This is a genomic window from Nostoc sp. T09, from assembly GCF_002154695.1.
In the GTDB taxonomy this organism is placed as follows: Bacteria; Cyanobacteriota; Cyanobacteriia; order Cyanobacteriales; family Nostocaceae; genus Aulosira.
In genome coordinates, this window is the sequence record NZ_MTAV01000071.1 from 1 (window position 1) to 19,755 (window position 19,755).

Genomic DNA, 19,755 nt, shown 5'->3' on the forward strand with positions numbered 1-19,755 from the left:
TTTTGAGTTCCTTTCCCCTTTTCCCCTTTCCCTTTAACCGACTTCTGCAAGAAGTCTAATAACTAACCTAAATTTTTGAGGCTATTGTTAGCGCTACTACGTTCGTGTTCAATTTGTTTGACTAAATCGGCTGGGAGTTGAGATTTTTTACTCAAGGCTTTGTCGAAATTGGCGATCGCATCTTGGATCGTTTGTCGGCTATTTTGTCTTTTTCCTTGTTGATGAAGAATTTGGGCTTTGAGATAATACACCTCTGGATTATCTGATGTTGCTTTTAAAGCACGGTTGGCATAATCCAAAGCTTGGGAGTAATTTTTTAAATCACGGTAGGCAATGGCAATACCCCGATCCACTAGGTATTGAGGCGCAGCACTTTTTTCTAAGCGTTGAATTGCTTCATCTGGGTTAGAAAAAGGCAGATTCACAGCTAGGAGCAAATCCATATAGCCTTTAATCAGGTTCAGTTCTGGATCGTTAGCAGAAATTGCTTCTGCTTTATCTAAATATTGATAAACTTGCCGCAGCCGACTTAAAGCTTGTGCTGCACCACCTGTACCCTCACGAGTGATTATTTCTGCTCCCTCTAAAAAATTACCGACTGCCGTGTATAAATTACCGCGTAATGGATCGCTAGCAATCAACTTTTGTCCGGTTTCTAGGGTTTTTTTACTGTATGTGTCTAGTGTGCTGAAATCCTTATTCACATATGCTAAAGATGCCCTCATAGCATAGGCTAAAGGTTCATTTGGCTCGCTAGATAGGGCTTGTTGGAGGTAAGCTTCTGCTTCGGGATAGTTACCTTTTTGAAAAACTGCTTTAAAAGCCGCTTCTGTTTTGTCACCAATGTTATGAGGGTTGCTAGTCCGAAATGGATCGCCAGCAAACGCAGGATTTATCGACAGATGGAATGCGATCGCCGCAGTAAAAGTAGCTTGAGCAAGGCTTGTGATTCTAGCAAACACACTTGCGTGATCAGCGGAAAACCATTTAGTCATTGTGACCCTCAGAATAATTGCGGTTGAAATAGTTGTTTATGTTACTTAGAATGCAAAAAAAATGATTAATCCGAACTTGCGTCTGTTTTAGCCAGAATTGTCTACAGAGATCGACTTTCGTAATTGTTACAGGTTCCCATGTTAGTTGTAGCTATTGCTCAGGGGTAAGTCTGCCACAATGGAACAATAGACCTCTTGCAAAAATAGTTTTGCAAGAGGGGGGAAAGGGAAAAGGTTAAAGGGAAAAGGGTTTTTATTAGCCCTTTCCCCTTTACCCCTTACCCTTTTCCCCACTTCTGCAAGAAGTCTAATGGCTTACTCCTCCACCTCCCTGATTTCCTGTTCCCTGTCTTGACGAGTAAGTTCTCCGAATCAAATTGGACTGCTATAGATGATTCTTGCTGTTAGATTAGGGTTTGAAGGCAGGTTAGAGGTCTATAAATGTTTTCGGAATTTTCTAATTGCTCTTCGTGTAGTTAAGCGTAGTTGATCAGTTATTCGCCAACTTTTTGGTAATCTTAACAAATGCTCTATCTCAGTAATCTGATTTATCATCCGACAGCCTGCCCAACAGCGATTCTCAAAGCAATCAACTTGGAATTAGCACCTCAAAAGCTAGGTTTGATTATTGGTCCAAGTGGTTCTGGTAAAAGTACCTTACTAGAGATTTTATCTGGACTAGCCGAACCTACTTCTGGTGGAGTCTTCTGGCGCGAACAAGAACTGCTAGCTGAACAGCTACAACAATTGGCTGGGTTGGTATTTCAGTTTCCAGAGCGACATTTCTGTGGCGGTACGATTTTAGAGGAATTGCGTTTAGGGCATCCAGAACTGGGGTCAGAGCGAGTTAGGCAGGCACTCAGTGAAGTAGGATTAGAGCATTTATCGCTGTCAGCACAACCCCATGCGTTGAGTGGTGGACAACAGCGGCGTTTAGCTTTGGCTGTACAGTTAATTCGCCAGCCAAATTTACTCTTGTTGGATGAACCTACAGCCGGCTTGGATTGGTCAATGCGTCGGCAGTTGGTAAATTTATTAGCAAAGCTCAAACAAGATTGGACATTGTTAGTAGTAACACATGATGCTGGGGATATGTTAGCGATCGCAGATAGTTGTTGGACACTCAACCACGGTGAACTAAAATCAGTTGACCCCGCAATCCTGAAAGCTAAAGTTCAAGAACCCCAACCGGCGGCGTGATGGGGGAGGTGAGGGAGTGTGGGGAGTGTGGGGGGAGATGATAAAAAAGCTTTCCACCATTCCCACAATCCCAATGACAAATGACAAATGACAAATGACTCACTTATTGCCTGAAATGGCAGAAATCTGGCAGGAAACTCTTAATTGGCAACCTACAGCCCAACAGCAATTACAATTCCAGCAGCTTTACGAATTAATTCTCGAAGGGAACCGCCAGTTAAATTTAACTCGCATCACTGAACCGCAAGAGTTTTGGGAAAAACATCTGTGGGACTCGCTGCGGGGAATTGCGCCACAGCAGCAATTTCTTTCCTCGCTTCAAGAGGGTGCATCTGTGATTGATATTGGCACAGGTGCGGGTTTTCCTGGTATTCCAGTAGCGATCGCTGCGCCTAATTGTAAAATTACGCTTTTAGATTCAACGCGCAAAAAAATTACTTTTCTCGAAAAAATATTGACCGAACTTGCTTTAGACAATGCCAAAACTCTCGTTGGGAGAGTTGAAGAAATCGGTCAGCAACGCCAGCATCGGCAAAGTTATGATGTTGCGCTAATTCGTGCTGTTGGGACAGCCTCCGCCTGTGCAGAATATGCTCTACCATTGCTCAAACAAGGTGGTTTAGCAGTCATTTACCGTGGTAATTGGACTGAAGAAGAAACCACAGATTTAGAAAATGCTGTTAGCCAGTTGGGTGGTGTCATTGAAGCGATCGCACAATTTGCCACTCCTTTAAGTAAAAGCATCCGTCACTGCTTGTACTTGCGTAAGGTAGCAACCACGCCAGCTAATTTTCCTCGTGCTGTTGGTATACCCACTCAAAAGCCACTTTGACCTTTGCTGTTGTCTTACACGCTACCGGATCTCGAAAAAGCAAAGTTGGAAGATGAATTGATGGAGGTAATTTGCAATGCCGAAGAAGAAATCAGCGATTCTTGAAGCCGTTCACGAAACGGCTACGGGGCTACACAAGGCTGGACTGATCGATCAGACTACATTGCGTGAATTTGACCGCCTGTGCTTGTCTCCGATTGAACCCTTAGAACCTAAGCAAATTAAGCAAATACGCGAATCATCTCATGTCAGCCAAGCAGTATTTGCTGCGATTTTGAATACAAGTCCATCAACGGTTCAAAAGTGGGAAATTGGTCAAAAGCGTCCCAGTGGCATTGCTCTCAAACTGCTGCACCTAGTAAAAAAACGGGGATTGAATAGCATTATTGATTAAGGGGTTAATCTGCACGATCTACACCTATCAAAATTGGAGGAGATGGGGAGATATTAAATAATTCTCTTTTCTCCCCATTGCCCTTATCTAAGCAAACTTACTCGCGGCGGCAAATCGCTTGTTAATTTCATCCCAATTAACCACATTCCACCAAGCTTCCAAATAATCAGCGCGACGGTTTTGATAGTTGAGATAATATGCGTGTTCCCAAACATCATTACCCAAAATAGGATATCTACCTGCACTTATAGGACTGTCTTGGTTAGCTGTTGTAGTCACTTCCAGCTTGCCATTATTGTTGCGGACAAGCCAAACCCAACCACTACCAAACTGAGATGCACCAGCTTCGTTAAATTGTTTTTTAAAGGCAGCAAAATTACCAAAATTTTGATTGATTGCAGATGCGATCGCTCCTGTGGGTTCGCCACCACCTTGAGGCTTCATAATTTGCCAAAACATCGAGTGGTTGACATGTCCACCGCCATTGTTACGTACTGTTTTGCGAACATCTGTGGGCACAGTGTCAAGTTTACGTAACAGTTCTTCAACAGTTGTGCTTTTAAGTTGTGGATGTTTCTCTAAAGCTGCATTCAGGTTTTTCACATAAGTTGCATGATGCTTATCGTGATGAAACTGCATCGTTTTAGCATCAATGTGTGGTTCTAGCGCTTCATAGGCATAGGGCAAAGCTGGTAATTGAATAGCCCCTTTAGTGGTAGCTGCTTTTGGTTCAGGACTTGTTTGAGTTCCACTAGGAGATTGCTCTGCTGAAGCACAACCATCTAATGCAAAGCTACCCGTACCTGCTGCTAGTAAAAACAAGAAATGGCGTCGATTAATAGTCATAAAAATTTTGCAGCGAATCAATTGAATATCTTGATAAATTTTATTTTCTTCGATTCAGGCTGCAAAAAACTAAGAAATGGGGAATGGGGAATAGGGCATTGGGCATTGGGCATTGTTTCTTTTTCCCAGTCCCCCCTTGTCCTCCTCATCCCCCAGTTCCTAATTAACCAAAATGTTGAATAATGGCTTCGGCAAATTCAGAACACTTTAAGGGTTCTACTGGTGGTTCTAGTAAACGTGCTAAGTCATAGGTGACTTGACTGTTGGCGATCGCATCTCCTAAACCTTTTTTTATTAGGTCTGCGGCTTCTTGCCAACCCAGATACTCAAGCATCATCACACCAGACAAAATCACTGAACCGGGATTAATCCGATCTAAGCCGGCGTGTTTGGGTGCAGTACCGTGGGTAGCTTCAAAGATGGCGCAGGCATCGCCAATATTCGCCCCTGGCCCCATTCCTAAGCCGCCAACAATGGCAGCAGCAGCATCAGATAGGTAATCGCCATTCAAGTTCATCGTCGCCAGAATCGAATATTCATCGGGTCTGGTTTGGATTTGTTGAAAAATACTGTCAGCAATCCGGTCATTGACCATGATCTTGTCTTTCCACTTGCCGTTGCCGTGGCTATCCCAAATTGAGTTAAGAACGGTTTCAACTTCCTTGACAATTTGCGCTTTTTTCTCGGGGGTGAGGGCATCAAATCCAGGATCAACTTGACGAGCATTTTCTTCCAAGGAGATATTCGGGTTTTTCTCCTTGTTACTCAAAATCCAAGATTCCCGTTCGGTGACGGTTTCTTGACGAAATTCGCTGGTTGCAAGTTCGTAACCCCAATCGCGAAAAGCGCCTTCGGTGTACTTCATGATGTTGCCCTTATGCACCAAAGTCACCTGTTGCTTGTCTTTGGGCAATAGCAAGGCGTGTTTGATTGCACGCCGTACCAAGCGCTGGGAACCCTTTTTGCTGATGGGTTTGATGCCAATGCCAGAATCCAGGGGAATTTGCTTTTTGCCGTGTTCTGGGGTGGCGGGGATAAGATCCTCGTTAAGAATTTTAATGAGGCGATCGCCTATTTCGCTTCCTTGCCGCCACTCAATCCCCAAATAAATATCTTCTGTGTTTTCCCGATAAACAATCACATCTAGTTTTTCGGGGTTTTTGTGGGGTGAGGGTGTACCTGCATAGTAGCGGCAAGGACGCACGCAGGCATACAAGTCAAAAATTTGTCTTAGTGCCACATTTAAGGAACGAATACCGCCCCCAACAGGAGTAGTCAGCGGTCCTTTAATAGCAACACCATATTCTTCAATTGCTGTTAGTGTGTCTTGAGGTAAATACTGGTATAAGCCGTATAAATCGCAGGCTTCATCTCCAGCGTAAACCTTGAACCAACTAATTTGACGCTTACCGTTATATGCCTTTGCTACCGCAGCATCAAGTACTTTTTGGGCAGCAGGCCAGATATCTATACCCGTTCCATCGCCCCGAATAAAGGGGATAATAGGGTTATCAGGCACAACCGGTTCACCATTTTTGAAGGTGATTTTTGCTCCAGTTGTCGGGGGGGTAATCTTCTCATACATAAATCACACACTCCTGATCGATTGGGGGCCAGTCAAATTCAGAAAATTTTTCTATGGGAGGCTTGCAAATTTTACTGTGTATTTGCTTTGAGATTAAGGATTAAGAAGCAGGGAATAAAGACAGACGCAGGGATAAAGGATAAAAAGCTTGTCCCCTAATCCCCAGTCTCTTCCAGTCCTTTGAGGCGCAGATTTTCCCCTTATTCACCTTGTACCGTATTTGGGACTTAAGTAATGGGATTGAGTGAAACGATCGCTATTTTGTACGATCAAAAATAGTAAACTACTTTTCGCTATCAGTGTTTCACCTGTGATAACACCCCATAGCGATCGCAGTTTCACACTCCCGCTAAAACGAGTAATGGCATGACAGACCCAATGATTGTATCAGGCCCTGCTAGTGACATCGACTCCCTCCGCCTCCAGTTAATCGCTGGGTCTCTTCAAGTCCAACAAAAGATCATCCCACAGTTAGCTGACTTGGGTAATGAGGGACTAGATGTGTTGATGGAATTTTTACTGAAACGTTCTGACACCCCAGCAACTTGGCTTGATGGCAAAGCTTACCAAGTACTCTACAACTCTGATGCACCTAAAGCCAAAGAATTTCTACAAACTAATTTTCCTGAGGGAATTGTACCTCTAAAATCAGAGAGCGGGATTAATTACAATCCTTTGCAACAGCTACTTGCTGTCCAAGACTTCCAAGCAGCCGATCGCCTAACCATTCAAAAAATGTGTGAATTAGCAGGACCCACGGCATTACAACGTAAATGGTTGTATTTTACTGAAGTGGATAACTTCCCCTCAGTTGACTTGCAAACCATTAATAATCTTTGGTTAGTCCATTCTGAAGGCAAGTTTGGCTTTTCAGTACAGCGAGAGATTTGGTTAGGTTTGGGAAAAAATTGGGATAATTTTTGGTCAAAAATTGGTTGGAAAAGCGGTAATAACTGGACGCGATATCCCCATGAGTTTACCTGGGATTTGAGCGCTCCTAAAGGTCATTTACCTTTGTCTAATCAACTGCGTGGAGTGCGAGTAATTGCTTCTTTATTTGCTCATCCTGCTTGGTTGCATAAGCCAGAACAATGAGCGTGAGCATAGGTAATTAAAAATTATGACAAATGCCACTCAACGAGAATTTTACGTCATCATCGAACGCGATGAAGATGGCTACTATGTGGGAGAAGTTCCTCAGTTAAAAGCTTGTTACAGTCAAGGAGAAACAATTGATGAGCTGATGGCAAATATTAAAGAAGTTATTGAACTATGCCTAGAAGCCAAAATTGATGAACCAATACCAGAATTTATTGGTATTCAAAAGGTAGTAATTTAATGCCAAAACTACCAAGCGTAACAGGAAAAATAGTTATTAATATCCTTACAAAAATAGGATTTCAAGCAGTGCGGCAAAAAGGTAGTCATGTGCAAATGGAACATGAAGATGGGCGTTTTGTAACTATTCCTGTTCATGCTGGAAAAACAATTGGCAGAGGATTACTACGTAAAATACTACGCGATGCTGAACTTACAACAGACGAGTTTATAGCATTGCTGAAATGAGAAAATAGGGAATTTTACCACAGATTCAAAAATTAAAATTTCAAATTAGGTAATGGCAAACGTTAGGTTAGAAGACATTAAGCGTAGATTCAACAACGTTACTGCTATCGAGGATATTTCTTTTGAAATTCCCGATGGTGAGTTTTGGGTTTTGGTAGGACCATCAGGTTGTGGTAAATCTACAATTTTACGCACGATCGCCGGTTTAGAGACAGCCACATCAGGCAAACTCTTTATTGGCGATCGCATGGTAAATAATATCCCAGCCAGACAGCGGGATGTAGCGATGGTATTCCAAAACTATGCTCTCTATCCGCATATGACGGTGGCGCAGAACATCGCTTTTGGGTTGCAAATGCGGAAAGTTGACTCGAAGGTTATTCAAGATCGGGTAAGTACAGTGGCGCGATCGCTTTCCCTAGACAAGCTGCTAGATCGCAAACCCAAACAACTTTCTGGGGGACAGCAACAACGGGTAGCATTAGGAAGAGCGATCGCGCGTCAACCACAAGTCTTTTTACTAGATGAACCTTTGTCTAATTTGGATGCTCAACTACGAGATGATACTAGGGCAGAGTTGAAGCAGCTACATCAAAACTTGGGAATTACAACGATATATGTCACCCACGATCAAGTTGAAGCGATGACTTTGGCTGATCAGATTGTGGTGCTTAATCGCGGTAGGATTCAGCAAATTGGCGATCCTCAAACTATTTATGAGCGTCCCGCTAATCAAATGGTGGCGTCTTTTTTAGGTAATCCGCCGATGAATATTCTACCTGCAATTTATCAGCAAGAAGGCTTTGATGTCAGCGGACAGTTATTAGAAATTCCGGTCAATTTACAGCAGAATTTACAACTGCATCAGGGACAAAATGTGGATTTGGGGATTCGTCCAGAGCATATTTATATTAACGAACCGCCAAATAGCAGAGAACGCCAAGAAGAGTTAGGAGTGTTATCAGTTAACGTGAAGGTGATAGAACCTTTAGGGAGGGAAACTTTGATTCGAGTCAGTTTACCTAATTCATCAGCGCTACTGAATGTACAGGTGGGTGGAGGCGTGCGTTTACGTCCAGGCGATCGCCTTTCTCTACAACTAGATTTGAGTCAGTTGTTTGTATTTGATCCTAATACTGGTGACAGAATTTTGCCCTAAAAATAACAGCAATATTATGTGGGAACGACTACTTACTTGAAATTTGTCATTTTTGAATTTCCATCTTTGTAATTAGAGATTCTTTTTTGCTTTTACCGCAAGGTTCAGCACTTTGACAATCACTCACTGACTCGATTTTATAATCTAAACTAACTTTTTTATTTAACAAAGTCTCTGGTTTCTCGCAAACCTCAAACGTTGCACCCAAATTATGTTTAACTCCCTTTTCATCGACTAGGGTAACATAGCACTTGAGATCGCCATTAACTATCTCTTTAACTGTGCCAATTTTTGGTTGTCCTGTTGCTGATGTCTGAGTTTTACCAGTATTGGTTTGGCTATTGCTAGATTGTTTCTTGGTAGCTTCTGTTTTACTTTGTGTATTTGTGGAAGTTTTTTGGATAGTTTCCGTTTTTGTGAAAGTTTCCTTGGTATTATCAGTTTCTGCATTACTGCAACTGGTAAACCAAACAGAGCAAATAATTAACGCAATTACTGGGGCTAACTTTTTCATTAGTGTAGTTTTAGAATAGAGAAATATTGCTAATTTCACTCCTACAAAAAATTTATAATTAATTTTTTAATAGTGTGAAATCTTCAACCTAGATAAACTACACTTGTTTAGCAAAAGTTTTGCACAAAGATAGCTATAGTACATAAGATTTAATATCCGCAGATTTTAAACCATTTGCTTGACCTTTGATTTTGCTAGTTCGCCAGGAGCAAATGCACCATTTTCTGTGATGATGGCTGTAATTAAGTCTGCTGGGGTGACATCAAAAGCCGGATTATAAAATTCAACACCTTCAGGCGTAAGAATGGTATCGCCTACTTGATAAATTTCTGTGGGATTACGCTCCTCAATGGGAATTTGGCTGCCATCGGATAATTCAAAATCAACGGTAGATAGTGGAGCAGCGACAAAGAAAGGAATATTATGTGCTTTAGCTGCGATCGCTACACTATAAGTACCAATTTTATTAGCAGTGTCACCGTTGGCAGCAATTCTATCAGCACCAACAACAACAGCATGAATTAATCCTTGCTTCATGCAGTGAGCAGCCATATTATCAGTGATCAGTGTAACAGGAATGCCTTCTTGAACACATTCCCAAGCCGTGAGTTTTGCACCTTGCAAGCGGGGACGGGTTTCGTCGGCAAACACACGCGCTAAACGTCCTTCTGTCCATGCAGAACGTACCACACCCAAAGCAGTACCATAACCAGCAGTAGCTAATGCCCCAGCGTTGCAATGAGTGAGAATTGTCATCTTGGCTGGGTTTTTAGGCAATACTGCCAAGCCATTGGCACCGATCGCCTGACAAGTTTGCAAATCTTCAGCATTGATTGCTTGAGCAGTTTGGAAGAGAGTTTGTTTGAGTTCTGCTACTGTTCCCAAGGTTTCATAGGCAGTTTTCATCATGCGGCTAATTGCCCAAAATAAATTTACTGCCGTTGGACGTGTGGATCGCAACAACTGGGCAACTTGCTCTAAGTGTTGTAAAAATTCGTGGCGATCGCTGGTTTCAATCTCCCTCGCCCCAAGATAGATTCCATAAGCTGCTGCTACACCAATTGCTGGCGCACCTCGGACAATCATCGTTGTAATTGCCCTTGCCATATCTTCGCTGCGGTGAATTTCCACAACAGCATACTCGTTGGGTAAGCGAGTTTGATCGATCAGTGATACCGAGTCGTTATGCCAAATAACTGGGTAAACCTGGTTTGAGGAATGTGTCATAGAAAGTGAGAAACATTGCAAGTGGGCATCAACTACTTATACTATTTCACTTTATGAACAGTGTGGCTAATGGTCGCGATCGCCAAAACAGCAGGGGGTGTAACACTCTGAAGCGATATGAGTATTTCTCAATTAAACTGCTGAATACTAAATAAAATTACAAATCATCACCTCAGTCCACTGTGAGCAGTTTAATAAACAAGGAATACTGAGATGTATTAAAAACCTGATTATCTTAAAGTCCACAGTATTTTCATCCTAGAAATTAGTTTCTAGGGGCTAAATCAAGAAAATATCAATTTGACAGCGAAGATACATCAGGTTTCTTCGTCTCTATTAGGTAGCTCAGAAATACTCTTACAATAATTTATGCGCTTATTTAAAATGTCCTGGAAACGCATTAGCAAGAGGTATTATTATCCTTTGCTATCTCTAGCGCTGGTGTGCTTTTTACTATTGACTTCTATAGGTGTGGGTGAAGCACAGAAAAATGTTAGCACTACTCAGCCAACTAATCTCAACTCTACTCAGACAGATAGTACAACTTATATTGCACAAAGTAATAATGAAGCACTAAGTGCACCTGATGTAACTTCGATCAGAAGCATCAGTCCTAAGGAATTGTATGTTAGCGTTCCTCAGTCACTTGTACCAGAAAATATTACAAGTTACGCCCAAGAAAGACTCAATTTAGTAGTAACAGGAGACAACTTTCCTCAACCAGACAATTCGCTCAAAAATAAAATCGCAGTCAAAATTGGTAATCCCCCTGATGTTGCTACCACTAGCAATATCAGAGTTGCAGAAGATGGAAAAGCAATTTTTGCCACCTTTAGTAACGATCAGCTACGGAAATTGAGTCGGGGTACACATCCTGTAAGTGTGGAGGTGGGAGGAAATGCAACTAGCATTGACCCCCAAATCACTGAGGAGCAACTTCAGGTAAAAGTAATGCGTCCTGTGAGTGGTTTAACAACGTTGATTGTGTTTGCGATCGCAGCAGTTGTGACGCTCATCCTTGTGGGAATCATTTATGCCCTAGCTACAGAGTCCAAAAAAACCAACTTGGCATCGAATTCACTCAAAAAGAGCAATCAAAAAAACCTCAATTCATTAGAGTGGCTTCTCCTAGATCGACAAACAAACACTTTTAGTCTGGCACGTACCCAGTTTGTCTGGTGGCTGACTATCATTGTTTTTGGCTATTTATTTCTGTTCATCGGCCGCGGAGTCATCCAAGGCATTTGGGAGTTTATTCCTTTATCAGGATTCGCCTATACTTTTTTGATTAGTCTGATAACATTGGTGACGGCCCAAGCAACTTCTACACTGCGTGGTAGTAAGGGATCTGGAGATGTGAATCCTACTTGGTCAGATCTGGTGGTTCATGGTGGCGTAGTAGCCTTAGAACGGGTACAGCAGGTAGTTTGGAACCTAATTATCGGTATTGCTTTTATCGTTATTCTCTTAGTCACTTATACGACTGCATCTTCTTTACCATCCATCCCCTCGGAAATTTTGGTACTTATGGGCATCAGTGCTGGTGGCTACATCGGAGGTAAAGCTGTCCGCAAAGCAGGACCCAATATCAGCCAAGTAGTATTGTGGGGTGAACCGGAAGACTACAATTCAGATCCGCAACTTACCCTTTCTGGAGAGCATTTTTCGCAAGCAGGGGGGGTAATAGTGCAAATGGTGTTCTTAGACGAAAACAAGAATGAAAAACCGGAAACGCGGATTGAAGTCAAACAAGACAATGTTTGTACGCTAGAACCTGACCCTGATAATCCTGGTGAGTTTTGCAAAAAATTGCAAATTAGTTTCAATGGACTAAATGCACTTCCAGAAGACCAATGGTTAGTATGGTTACACGATTTTGCTGATAATTTCACAGCAACAAGAGTAAAAATTACTCTAATTAATGCCGATGGGCAGCGGGCTGTTTGGGATGGTACTAACCCTGTACCTGAGAGAAGAAAGGCTCCGCCACTACAATCACCATATTAGGAAGCAATGTAATATAGCAATCCGATTTGATTCGGAGAACTTACTCATAGAGGTAGGGAACGGGGAACAGGGAACAGGGAACAACAAAGAACAGAGGTGGAGTGTACCTAGCTTCGCAAAAATTAAATACGACTCCTATAGACCTGTTTAATAAGTCGATGTTTTTGAATTCAAACCACAGATAAACACACATGTTTATCTGTGGTTTGAATTTGAATCGAGATTTTAGGCACAAGTCTAGTTCAAAAACCCTCACAGTACACGCAGTAAGCTAGGAATGCTGTCTATCGCCTCCAAGTTATGAATTTCTGCCAAAGCTTGCCGAAAGTTACCTTCTTTAACATCATGGGTAACAACAACAATCTCTGCTAGTTCTTCCTGAAAACCAGTTTGGACAACTGACTCTAAGCTAACGCCGTAATTGCCAAAGCAAGTACCTAGTTTACCGATTACTCCTGGTTGATCTTTAGTTAAGAAGCGAGTGTAAAACCGAGTTACTAATTCTGCCATAGGGGCAATTTGACAGTAGTCTTGATGCCCACAAGCTAATAAAGGATTGGGTTTAGCAGTGCTGGCTTTTTCTGTTTTTAGCGTTGCCGCTAGATTTAAAATATCAGATGATACGGCACTGGCTGTTGCACCAGCACCAGCACCAGGTCCAAAAAACATTACCTGCCCTATTGGTTCTCCTTCCACGAGAATGGCGTTATACACACCGTTGATGCTAGCTAAGGGGTGTGCTTGGGGCACTAAAGTAGGATGAACTCTCACAGATAGCTTTGATGTATCACTAGCATGAACTTTGGCGATCGCTAGCAATTTAATCACAAATCCCAATTTCTCGGCATAGGCAATATCTGTTTTGCTGACTTGCCGAATGCCCTCACAATAGACATCTTGCAGGTGAATGCGTCCGCCAAAAGCTAATGAGGCTAGGATGGCAATTTTATCTCCTGCGTCTAAGCCATCCACATCAGCAGTGGGGTCAGCCTCAGCGTAGCCCAATCTTTGGGCATCGGCTAACACATCCTGAAAATTGCTGCCTTCTTTCTGCATCCTTGTGAGGATGTAGTTGGTAGTACCGTTGACTATGCCTGTGACAGTGTGAATGCGGTTCACACTTAAAGACTGCTTTAAGGGTTGAATCACAGGGATACCACCACCAACTGCTGCTTCTAGCAAGACATATACTCCAGCTTGATTGGCAGTTGTGAAGATTTCATCTCCAAAGCGGGCGATCGCGGCTTTATTAGCGGTGACAACGTGTTTACCATGTTGTAGAGCTTTGAGAATCAGCGATCGCGCTGGTTCCAATCCACCCATTACTTCGACAACTATATCTACCGCCGGATCGCTAACTACAGATTCTAAGTCTGTAGTAATCACTCCCTCTGGCAGTTCTACCTCACGGGGTTTATCAAGCGATCGCACTCCCACTCGATATATTTCTATTTCCTGCAATAACGGGTGACGCCCAGCAGTCTCTTGCAACAACTGTACAGTACCCGTCCCTACAGTACCTAATCCCAGTATTCCTAGTTTCACACCCACAAGTTTTATACCAAATTCAGTTTTGAGTTTTTAGTTTTGATACCAATTCACAAAAATCCTGATACAGATAGATCTTTCGTAGGGGTTTAGCAATGCTAAACCCTTACCCGTGTATTTGTATCACTATTAAAGTGAAATAGTATGAGTAAGAGATTATTACCCAGTAAACCTCTTGTATACATTAATATTTTGGATATCAAACCACAGCTAAATACAGATGAACACAGATAATTATCGGTGTTTATCTGTGTTCATCTGTGGTTCTTTTTTATCTTAATTCGGATTTTTGCCAGAGGTCTAGTATTTAAGCCTTAAAACAATTGTAGGTTGAGCATTGCCCAACCTACAAACTCAAAACTCAGCAATCAGCACTTAGTAGGTTTCTACGTGCCAGCGACCAGCTTTCTTGATTTCCTTCTGGTAATCACTCCAGGTTACGCCTTCCTTAGCAGCCGCAGCAGTCAAAGCAGCATCGATACCATCTTCCATACCGCGCAAACCGCAAATGTAGGTGTGAGTTTTTTCCTCTTTAATTAACTTCCACAGTTCGTCTGCGTGTTCTGCTACGCGGTCTTGGATGTACATTCTGCCACCTTGGGGATTCTTTTGTTCCCGGCTGATGGCGTAAGTGAGGCGGAAGTTATCAGGATACTTCTCCTGCATTTCTTCCAGTTCTTCTTTGTACAGGATGTTGGGCGTTGTTGGCACACCAAATATCAACCAAGAAAATCCCTTAAATTGGTATTCTGGGTTAGCTGCTCTTTCCGCATCTTTAAACTGACGCCATAGGTAAGCCCGCATCGGCGCAATACCTGTTCCGGTTGCCATCATGATGACTTTAGCATCGGGGTCGCTGGGTAATAACATTTCCTTACCCACAGGCCCTGTAATCTTTACCTCTGCTCCTGGTTTCAAGAAACACAGGTGAGTTGAGCAAACACCGTAGACTGTTTCGTTGGTTTCTGGGTGCTTATACTCTAGCTGACGCACACACAGTGATACTGTTTTGTCATCGACATCATCGCCATGACGAGTTGACGCGATCGAATAAAGTCTGAGTTTTTCAGGCTTACCGTTCTTGTCTAATCCAGGTGGGATAATACCAATACTTTGACCTTCTATATATTTCAAATTGCTGCCAGAAAGGTCAAACTTGATGTGCTGAACGATACCAATCCCACCTTCTTTTACCAACGGCTCATTGGATATACACTTCCCAATAAAAGGTGCATTGGGACGATAAGTGTTTACAGGGACATCAGCATGGGCGTCTTTTTTGGCTTTTGCTTGAGTCATGGTGTTGCCTTTTTGATCCTTCTTCTTGAGCTGTTCTTCAGCTGGTGATTTAGCAAAGCCTTTGGCTTCACTTTTCGCAATTACAGGTGTGGCTTGACCATTCCCCTCACTGTTAGCAGTCTTCCCAGAGGTAGCTATATCGTTCACTTCACTGTTAGCAATCTCCAAGGAACCTGTGCCATTGAATTGCTGTAAAGCACTTGCGGGTTGAATACTAACAATTTTGCCGCCTAGGCGAGTGATACGTCGCATTTCTTGATTCATGCGGTTGTAAGGCACTCTGATGAACACACTGCCACTGTTACGAATTTGGTAGTTCGTTTGATCAGTTTCTCCGTTCTGACGCAGACCCACCACTTCGTAAACGAAGACGCGGCTACCTGATTCTGTGTTGGCAGCACTCTCAACAGCACCTTGCTTGTACATTCGTTCTATCACTCCGATGTTTACTTAACCGTTTTTCAAAAAAAAACTTTTCCTATCACAAGTCAGCTTTAGTTTACCGGATTTTCGCTTCACAAAACTGACGCTCTAGGAAAGCGGCATCATCAAAGTAATGCCTTGCTAAGTACACTCACCAAAGACATGCAGGCAGCGCAAAAACACACCTGTTCACCTTCTAAGTTAGAGGATAAGTCTTCTGGAGAATGTTAATAATGAGTCAATTTAATCTTTTTTTCGTGAATTAACTTACCCCCATTAGGGATATAGCCATTTCCCGCCCAAATAACAGGTCGTCACAGCAGACTCAGAAGCAAAACTGTTTTGATTGGTAGAATCTACCACTCATTATTGCCACTAAAAGTTTTTACTGCACTGCCTGCTTTAGGCAGATACACCAGGTAGCATTAATCGCGGAAGCTCTCTTCCGATTAATGTCCTTTCCTTGACTAGACCCTTTTCCCTCATCCGATAGAAAACTTTTCTGCGACATGCATCCAAAATATTTTTAGCTGCAACTATCGCCTAATCATGACTAGTTTCATGACTAGGATAATTTAATCTGTAAATTATCGAATGATACAGGGATCAGGGATATAAGCAATTATAATAAGTTTTACTTGATGTGATACATCTGTCAACCTCTAACAATAGTCTTTCAGACACTCTCTGTTGTAATTGAGCATCTCAAAAAGCTACCACCAAGATTTTTTACTCTAACTTGCAAACTCATTCTTTAGATAGATTTTGACTCATGAATTTGTGAACTATTACTTAATCGCAAATTAAAATTCCGAAATCGCAAAAAATTTGCGGACGCACAAAAATATACATTATAAACTTGAATAATAAAGTCACAAACACCTAGCAGTCGTTACCAGACGGTTTGCTGGTTGTGAAGAGATGTCTTTTCAAATTACTAACTAAATCATCAAAATGATTGATGAACCACTAGATTCTTCCTGACAGTAAACTTGTATAGAATAACCCCTTCTGTTAAAATCAAATATACCACTAGGATTAAATACTTACCAGCAACAAACTCAGGCTAGGCAGGCGAGTAACAACTATTACTTTGTTGTATACCCGTCTGAAGTTCTTTATGGCGCTGTGGGTAATAAGAACGCCGGAAAAACCAATGGGTAAACTCTTGGCTTCAAAATCTGCTGTGTGAAAAATTTTGATTGACACATCTTTTAGTATCTAGAGGAAATTTATGACGAGTAAGCCGGAACGCGTGGTACTAATTGGAGTAGCTGGAGACTCTGGGTGCGGTAAATCTACGTTTTTGCGTCGTTTGATCGATTTGTTTGGTGAAGATTTAATGACGGTCATCTGTTTGGATGACTATCATTCCCTAGATCGCAAACAGCGCAAAGAAACCGGGATCACAGCACTTGATCCTAGGGCGAACAATTTTGACCTCATGTATGAGCAAATTAAAGCGCTCAAAAGTGGTCAAGCAATTGATAAACCGATTTACAACCACGAAACCGGCATGATCGATCCGCCTGAGCGGATAGAGCCAAATCACATCATAGTGGTTGAAGGGCTACATCCTTTATACGATGAGCGGGTGCGATCGCTAATTGATTTCAGTGTTTATTTCGATATCAGCGACGAAGTCAAAATTGCTTGGAAAATTCAGCGCGATATGGCGGAAAGAGGACATCGCTATGAAGATGTCTTAGCTCAAATCAATTCCCGTAAGCCTGATTTTGATAAGTTTATCGAACCACAAAGAGAATTTGCTGATGTGGTTCTGCAAGTATTGCCAACCAATTTAATTAAAAACGACACAGAGCGCAAAGTCCTGCGGGTGCGGATGCTTCAGCGCGAAGGTAAAGAAGGCTTTGAGCCTACCTACCTCTTTGACGAAGGGTCAACAATTAACTGGACTCCTTGTGGACGTAAGCTTACTTGTTCCTACCCTGGTATGCAACTGTACTATGGTTCAGATGTTTACTACGGTCGTTACGTCTCGGTACTAGAGGTAGACGGTCAATTTGACAACCTAGAAGAAGTCATTTACATCGAAACCCATCTGAGTAAGACATCCACCAAATACCAAGGTGAGATGACTCACTTGTTACTCCAACACCGCGAGTATCCAGGTTCCAACAATGGAACTGGTTTGTTCCAAGTACTAACAGGGTTGAAAATGCGCGATGCTTACGAGCGTTTAACAGCAAAGGAAGCCAAACTAGCAGTTCAGGTTTAAAACAGCAGTATTTGTGTCAAAGCTTTGGGGGGTGCTTTAGGGTATTCCCCCTTTTTTTGTGTTACAAAAAACATTTTATTTAAAATAAATATTTTTTTCTTTTACAAAATATTTAATACCAGTAGTACTTTTTGAGAAGTTGAGAACACACTAACTATTTAATGTGTAAATATTGTTATGATTTCAGAAATTAGAGTAACTGAACTAAAAAATCACATTTAGTTCAGTGAAACACTCTTAGAAGGAGGAATGCCTTTGTCTCGTCGATATCTATTTACCTCCGAGTCAGTTACCGAAGGTCATCCAGATAAAATCTGCGATCAGATTTCTGATACAATTCTTGATGCCTTACTGACACAAGACCCTACTAGCCGAGTTGCGGCAGAGGTAGTGGTTAATACTGGTTTGGTGCTAATTACAGGTGAAATTACCACTAATGCCAATGTTAACTATGTCAATCTCGCCCGCAAGAAAATTGCCGAAATTGGCTATACCAATGCTGATAACGGCTTTTCATCTAACAGTACTAGTGTACTAGTTGCTTTAGATGAACAATCACCTGATATTGCCCAAGGTGTTAACACTGCTCAAGAAACTCGCGAGCAAGATAGTGAAGAACTATTTGACACCATCGGTGCGGGCGATCAAGGGATTATGTTTGGTTTCGCTAGCAACGAAACACCAGAACTTATGCCCTTACCCATTTGTCTTGCTCACCGCATTGCTCGTCGGCTGGCAGCAGTTCGCAAAACAGGCGATTTACCCTACCTGCGCCCCGATGGTAAAACGCAAGTTACCGTCATCTATGAAGATGGGCGTCCTGTAGGCATTGATACAATTCTGATTTCCACCCAACATACAGCTAATATTGGGGAAATCACGGATGAAGCAGCAGTCCAAGCCAAAATCAAAGAAGACCTGTGGACAGCGGTAGTTCAACCTGTGTTTGGCGACATTGACATTAAGCCAGATGAACAAACACGTTTTTTGGTCAACCCCACTGGCAAATTTGTCATTGGTGGTCCTCAAGGCGACTCTGGCCTAACAGGACGGAAAATCATTGTTGACACCTACGGCGGTTATTCACGTCATGGCGGTGGAGCTTTTTCTGGTAAAGACCCCACCAAAGTAGACCGTTCTGCGGCTTATGCAGCGCGCTATGTGGCTAAAAATATTGTCGCCGCTGGGTTAGCAGATAAATGTGAAGTGCAGCTAAGTTATGCCATTGGTGTCGCACGACCAGTTAGCGTGTTTCTAGATACCTTTGGGACTGGTAAAGTCGATGATGATATCTTGCTGGAATTAGTCAAAAAGCATTTTGAACTGCGACCAGCAGGAATTATCCATGCCTTTAATTTACGTACCCTACCAAATGAACGAGGCGGACGTTTTTATCAGGACGTCGCGGCTTACGGTCATTTTGGGCGGAATGATTTAGACTTGCCGTGGGAACGTATTGATAAGGCCGACTTGTTGAAGCAAGCAGTAAACGAGTCACTTTCAGCAGTGATCGCTCAAGCACTCAAGTAAACTGCTGTATATATTCTGAATCTCACTGGATATAGGGGTATGGGTAATGTTTAAGTTACCCGTACCCTCTTTCTTACAATTTTGGCTTTAAGTTTTTAGATGAAAATTCCTTAATATTCAGGCTTCTCCACCATCCCAATTAATATTAAGCCCCTAAACAAAATTAATTACACATTCTCTATGCTGTTCCCTGTTCCCTGTTCCCTGTTCCCTTGCCTTTACTTAGATAAAGCTGATATAGATCATACAGATTAAAAAAATGATCGCTACATATTTATTTTGGGTAGAACTTATACCAATTCACGAAAATCTTGATACACATAAATTTTTCGTAGGGGTTTAGCAATGCTCATACGTGTCAACTTAATGTGAAACCCTTTTGGTTGACAAG

17 protein-coding genes are annotated in these 19,755 nt (G+C 42.2%); 10 read left to right on the forward strand and 7 right to left on the reverse strand.

Going from position 1 to position 19,755, the window contains the following annotated elements:
• Positions 1 to 62 precede the first annotated feature (62 nt).
• Complete coding sequence (locus tag BV372_RS15470; protein WP_086687390.1) at positions 63 to 995, reverse strand: Sll0314/Alr1548 family TPR repeat-containing protein; 933 nt, start codon at positions 993 to 995, stop codon at positions 63 to 65.
• Between the two features lie 525 nt (positions 996 to 1,520).
• Here BV372_RS15470 and BV372_RS15475 point away from each other — a divergent pair.
• From BV372_RS15475 to BV372_RS15485, 3 genes are all read left to right on the forward strand, one after another.
• Positions 1,521 to 2,195, forward strand: coding sequence for an ABC transporter ATP-binding protein (locus BV372_RS15475; protein ID WP_086687391.1), 675 nt, complete (start codon positions 1,521 to 1,523; stop codon positions 2,193 to 2,195).
• A 94-nt stretch (positions 2,196 to 2,289) separates the two neighbouring features.
• On the forward strand, positions 2,290 to 3,027 hold the full coding sequence (rsmG, locus tag BV372_RS15480) for a 16S rRNA (guanine(527)-N(7))-methyltransferase RsmG (protein ID WP_086687392.1): 738 nt from the start codon (positions 2,290 to 2,292) through the stop codon (positions 3,025 to 3,027).
• A gap of 76 nt (positions 3,028 to 3,103) precedes the next feature.
• Positions 3,104 to 3,421 carry a DNA-binding transcriptional regulator gene (locus BV372_RS15485; protein WP_086687393.1) on the forward strand — a complete coding sequence of 106 codons (318 nt, stop codon included), beginning with the start codon at positions 3,104 to 3,106 and terminating at the stop codon, positions 3,419 to 3,421.
• Positions 3,422 to 3,508: 87 nt separating this feature from the next.
• On the opposite strand, the gene BV372_RS15490 is transcribed toward BV372_RS15485, so the two are convergent.
• Together BV372_RS15490 and BV372_RS15500 are read right to left on the reverse strand one after the other, a co-directional pair.
• Positions 3,509 to 4,267: a superoxide dismutase gene (locus tag BV372_RS15490; protein WP_086687394.1), complete on the reverse strand. Its 759-nt coding sequence runs from the start codon at positions 4,265 to 4,267 to the stop codon at positions 3,509 to 3,511.
• 163 nt (positions 4,268 to 4,430) lie between these two features.
• Positions 4,431 to 5,852 (reverse strand): NADP-dependent isocitrate dehydrogenase, encoded by a 1,422-nt coding sequence (locus tag BV372_RS15500; protein ID WP_086687396.1) that lies wholly within the window; start codon positions 5,850 to 5,852, stop codon positions 4,431 to 4,433.
• 366 nt (positions 5,853 to 6,218) lie between these two features.
• Here BV372_RS15500 and BV372_RS15505 point away from each other — a divergent pair, with 366 nt between their 5' ends.
• Genes BV372_RS15505 through BV372_RS15520 form a run of 4 tightly spaced genes read left to right on the forward strand, consistent with a single transcriptional unit; the run spans position 6,219 to position 8,577 of the window.
• Positions 6,219 to 6,947: a GUN4 domain-containing protein gene (locus BV372_RS15505; protein ID WP_086687397.1), complete on the forward strand. Its 729-nt coding sequence runs from the start codon at positions 6,219 to 6,221 to the stop codon at positions 6,945 to 6,947.
• Positions 6,948 to 6,972: 25 nt separating this feature from the next.
• Positions 6,973 to 7,191, forward strand: coding sequence for a type II toxin-antitoxin system HicB family antitoxin (locus BV372_RS15510; protein ID WP_086687398.1), 219 nt, complete (start codon positions 6,973 to 6,975; stop codon positions 7,189 to 7,191).
• A complete protein-coding gene (locus BV372_RS15515) occupies positions 7,191 to 7,418 on the forward strand; it encodes a type II toxin-antitoxin system HicA family toxin (RefSeq protein ID WP_086687399.1) in 228 nt (75 codons plus the stop codon). The genes BV372_RS15510 and BV372_RS15515 overlap by 1 nt, the downstream gene beginning before the upstream one ends.
• 52 nt (positions 7,419 to 7,470) lie before the next feature.
• Entirely contained in the window at positions 7,471 to 8,577 is a 1,107-nt protein-coding gene (locus BV372_RS15520) for an ABC transporter ATP-binding protein (RefSeq protein WP_086687400.1), read from the forward strand.
• 46 nt (positions 8,578 to 8,623) lie between these two features.
• Here BV372_RS15520 and BV372_RS15525 read toward each other — a convergent pair whose 3' ends face one another.
• Positions 8,624 to 9,091, reverse strand: coding sequence for a hypothetical protein (locus BV372_RS15525; protein ID WP_086687401.1), 468 nt, complete (start codon positions 9,089 to 9,091; stop codon positions 8,624 to 8,626).
• A gap of 165 nt (positions 9,092 to 9,256) precedes the next feature.
• Positions 9,257 to 10,318 (reverse strand): S-methyl-5-thioribose-1-phosphate isomerase, encoded by a 1,062-nt coding sequence (gene mtnA, locus BV372_RS15530; protein ID WP_086687402.1) that lies wholly within the window; start codon positions 10,316 to 10,318, stop codon positions 9,257 to 9,259.
• A gap of 384 nt (positions 10,319 to 10,702) precedes the next feature.
• On the opposite strand from mtnA, the gene BV372_RS15535 reads away from it, so the two are divergent.
• A complete protein-coding gene (locus BV372_RS15535) occupies positions 10,703 to 12,325 on the forward strand; it encodes a hypothetical protein (RefSeq protein ID WP_143845137.1) in 1,623 nt (540 codons plus the stop codon).
• 252 nt (positions 12,326 to 12,577) lie between these two features.
• Here BV372_RS15535 and BV372_RS15540 read toward each other — a convergent pair whose 3' ends face one another.
• Both BV372_RS15540 and petH read right to left on the reverse strand, forming a co-directional pair.
• Complete coding sequence (locus BV372_RS15540) at positions 12,578 to 13,876, reverse strand: homoserine dehydrogenase (protein ID WP_086687404.1); 1,299 nt, start codon at positions 13,874 to 13,876, stop codon at positions 12,578 to 12,580.
• Positions 13,877 to 14,248: 372 nt separating this feature from the next.
• Positions 14,249 to 15,598 (reverse strand): ferredoxin--NADP reductase, encoded by a 1,350-nt coding sequence (petH, locus tag BV372_RS15545; RefSeq protein ID WP_086687405.1) that lies wholly within the window; start codon positions 15,596 to 15,598, stop codon positions 14,249 to 14,251.
• 1,231 nt (positions 15,599 to 16,829) lie between these two features.
• Between petH and BV372_RS15550 the strand changes: the two genes are divergently transcribed.
• Entirely contained in the window at positions 16,830 to 17,834 is a 1,005-nt protein-coding gene (locus BV372_RS15550) for a phosphoribulokinase (RefSeq protein ID WP_086687406.1), read from the forward strand.
• A 255-nt stretch (positions 17,835 to 18,089) separates the two neighbouring features.
• Positions 18,090 to 19,364, forward strand: a complete 1,275-nt coding sequence (metK, locus tag BV372_RS15555; protein WP_086687407.1) for a methionine adenosyltransferase — start codon at positions 18,090 to 18,092, stop codon at positions 19,362 to 19,364.
• Positions 19,365 to 19,755 lie beyond the last annotated feature (391 nt).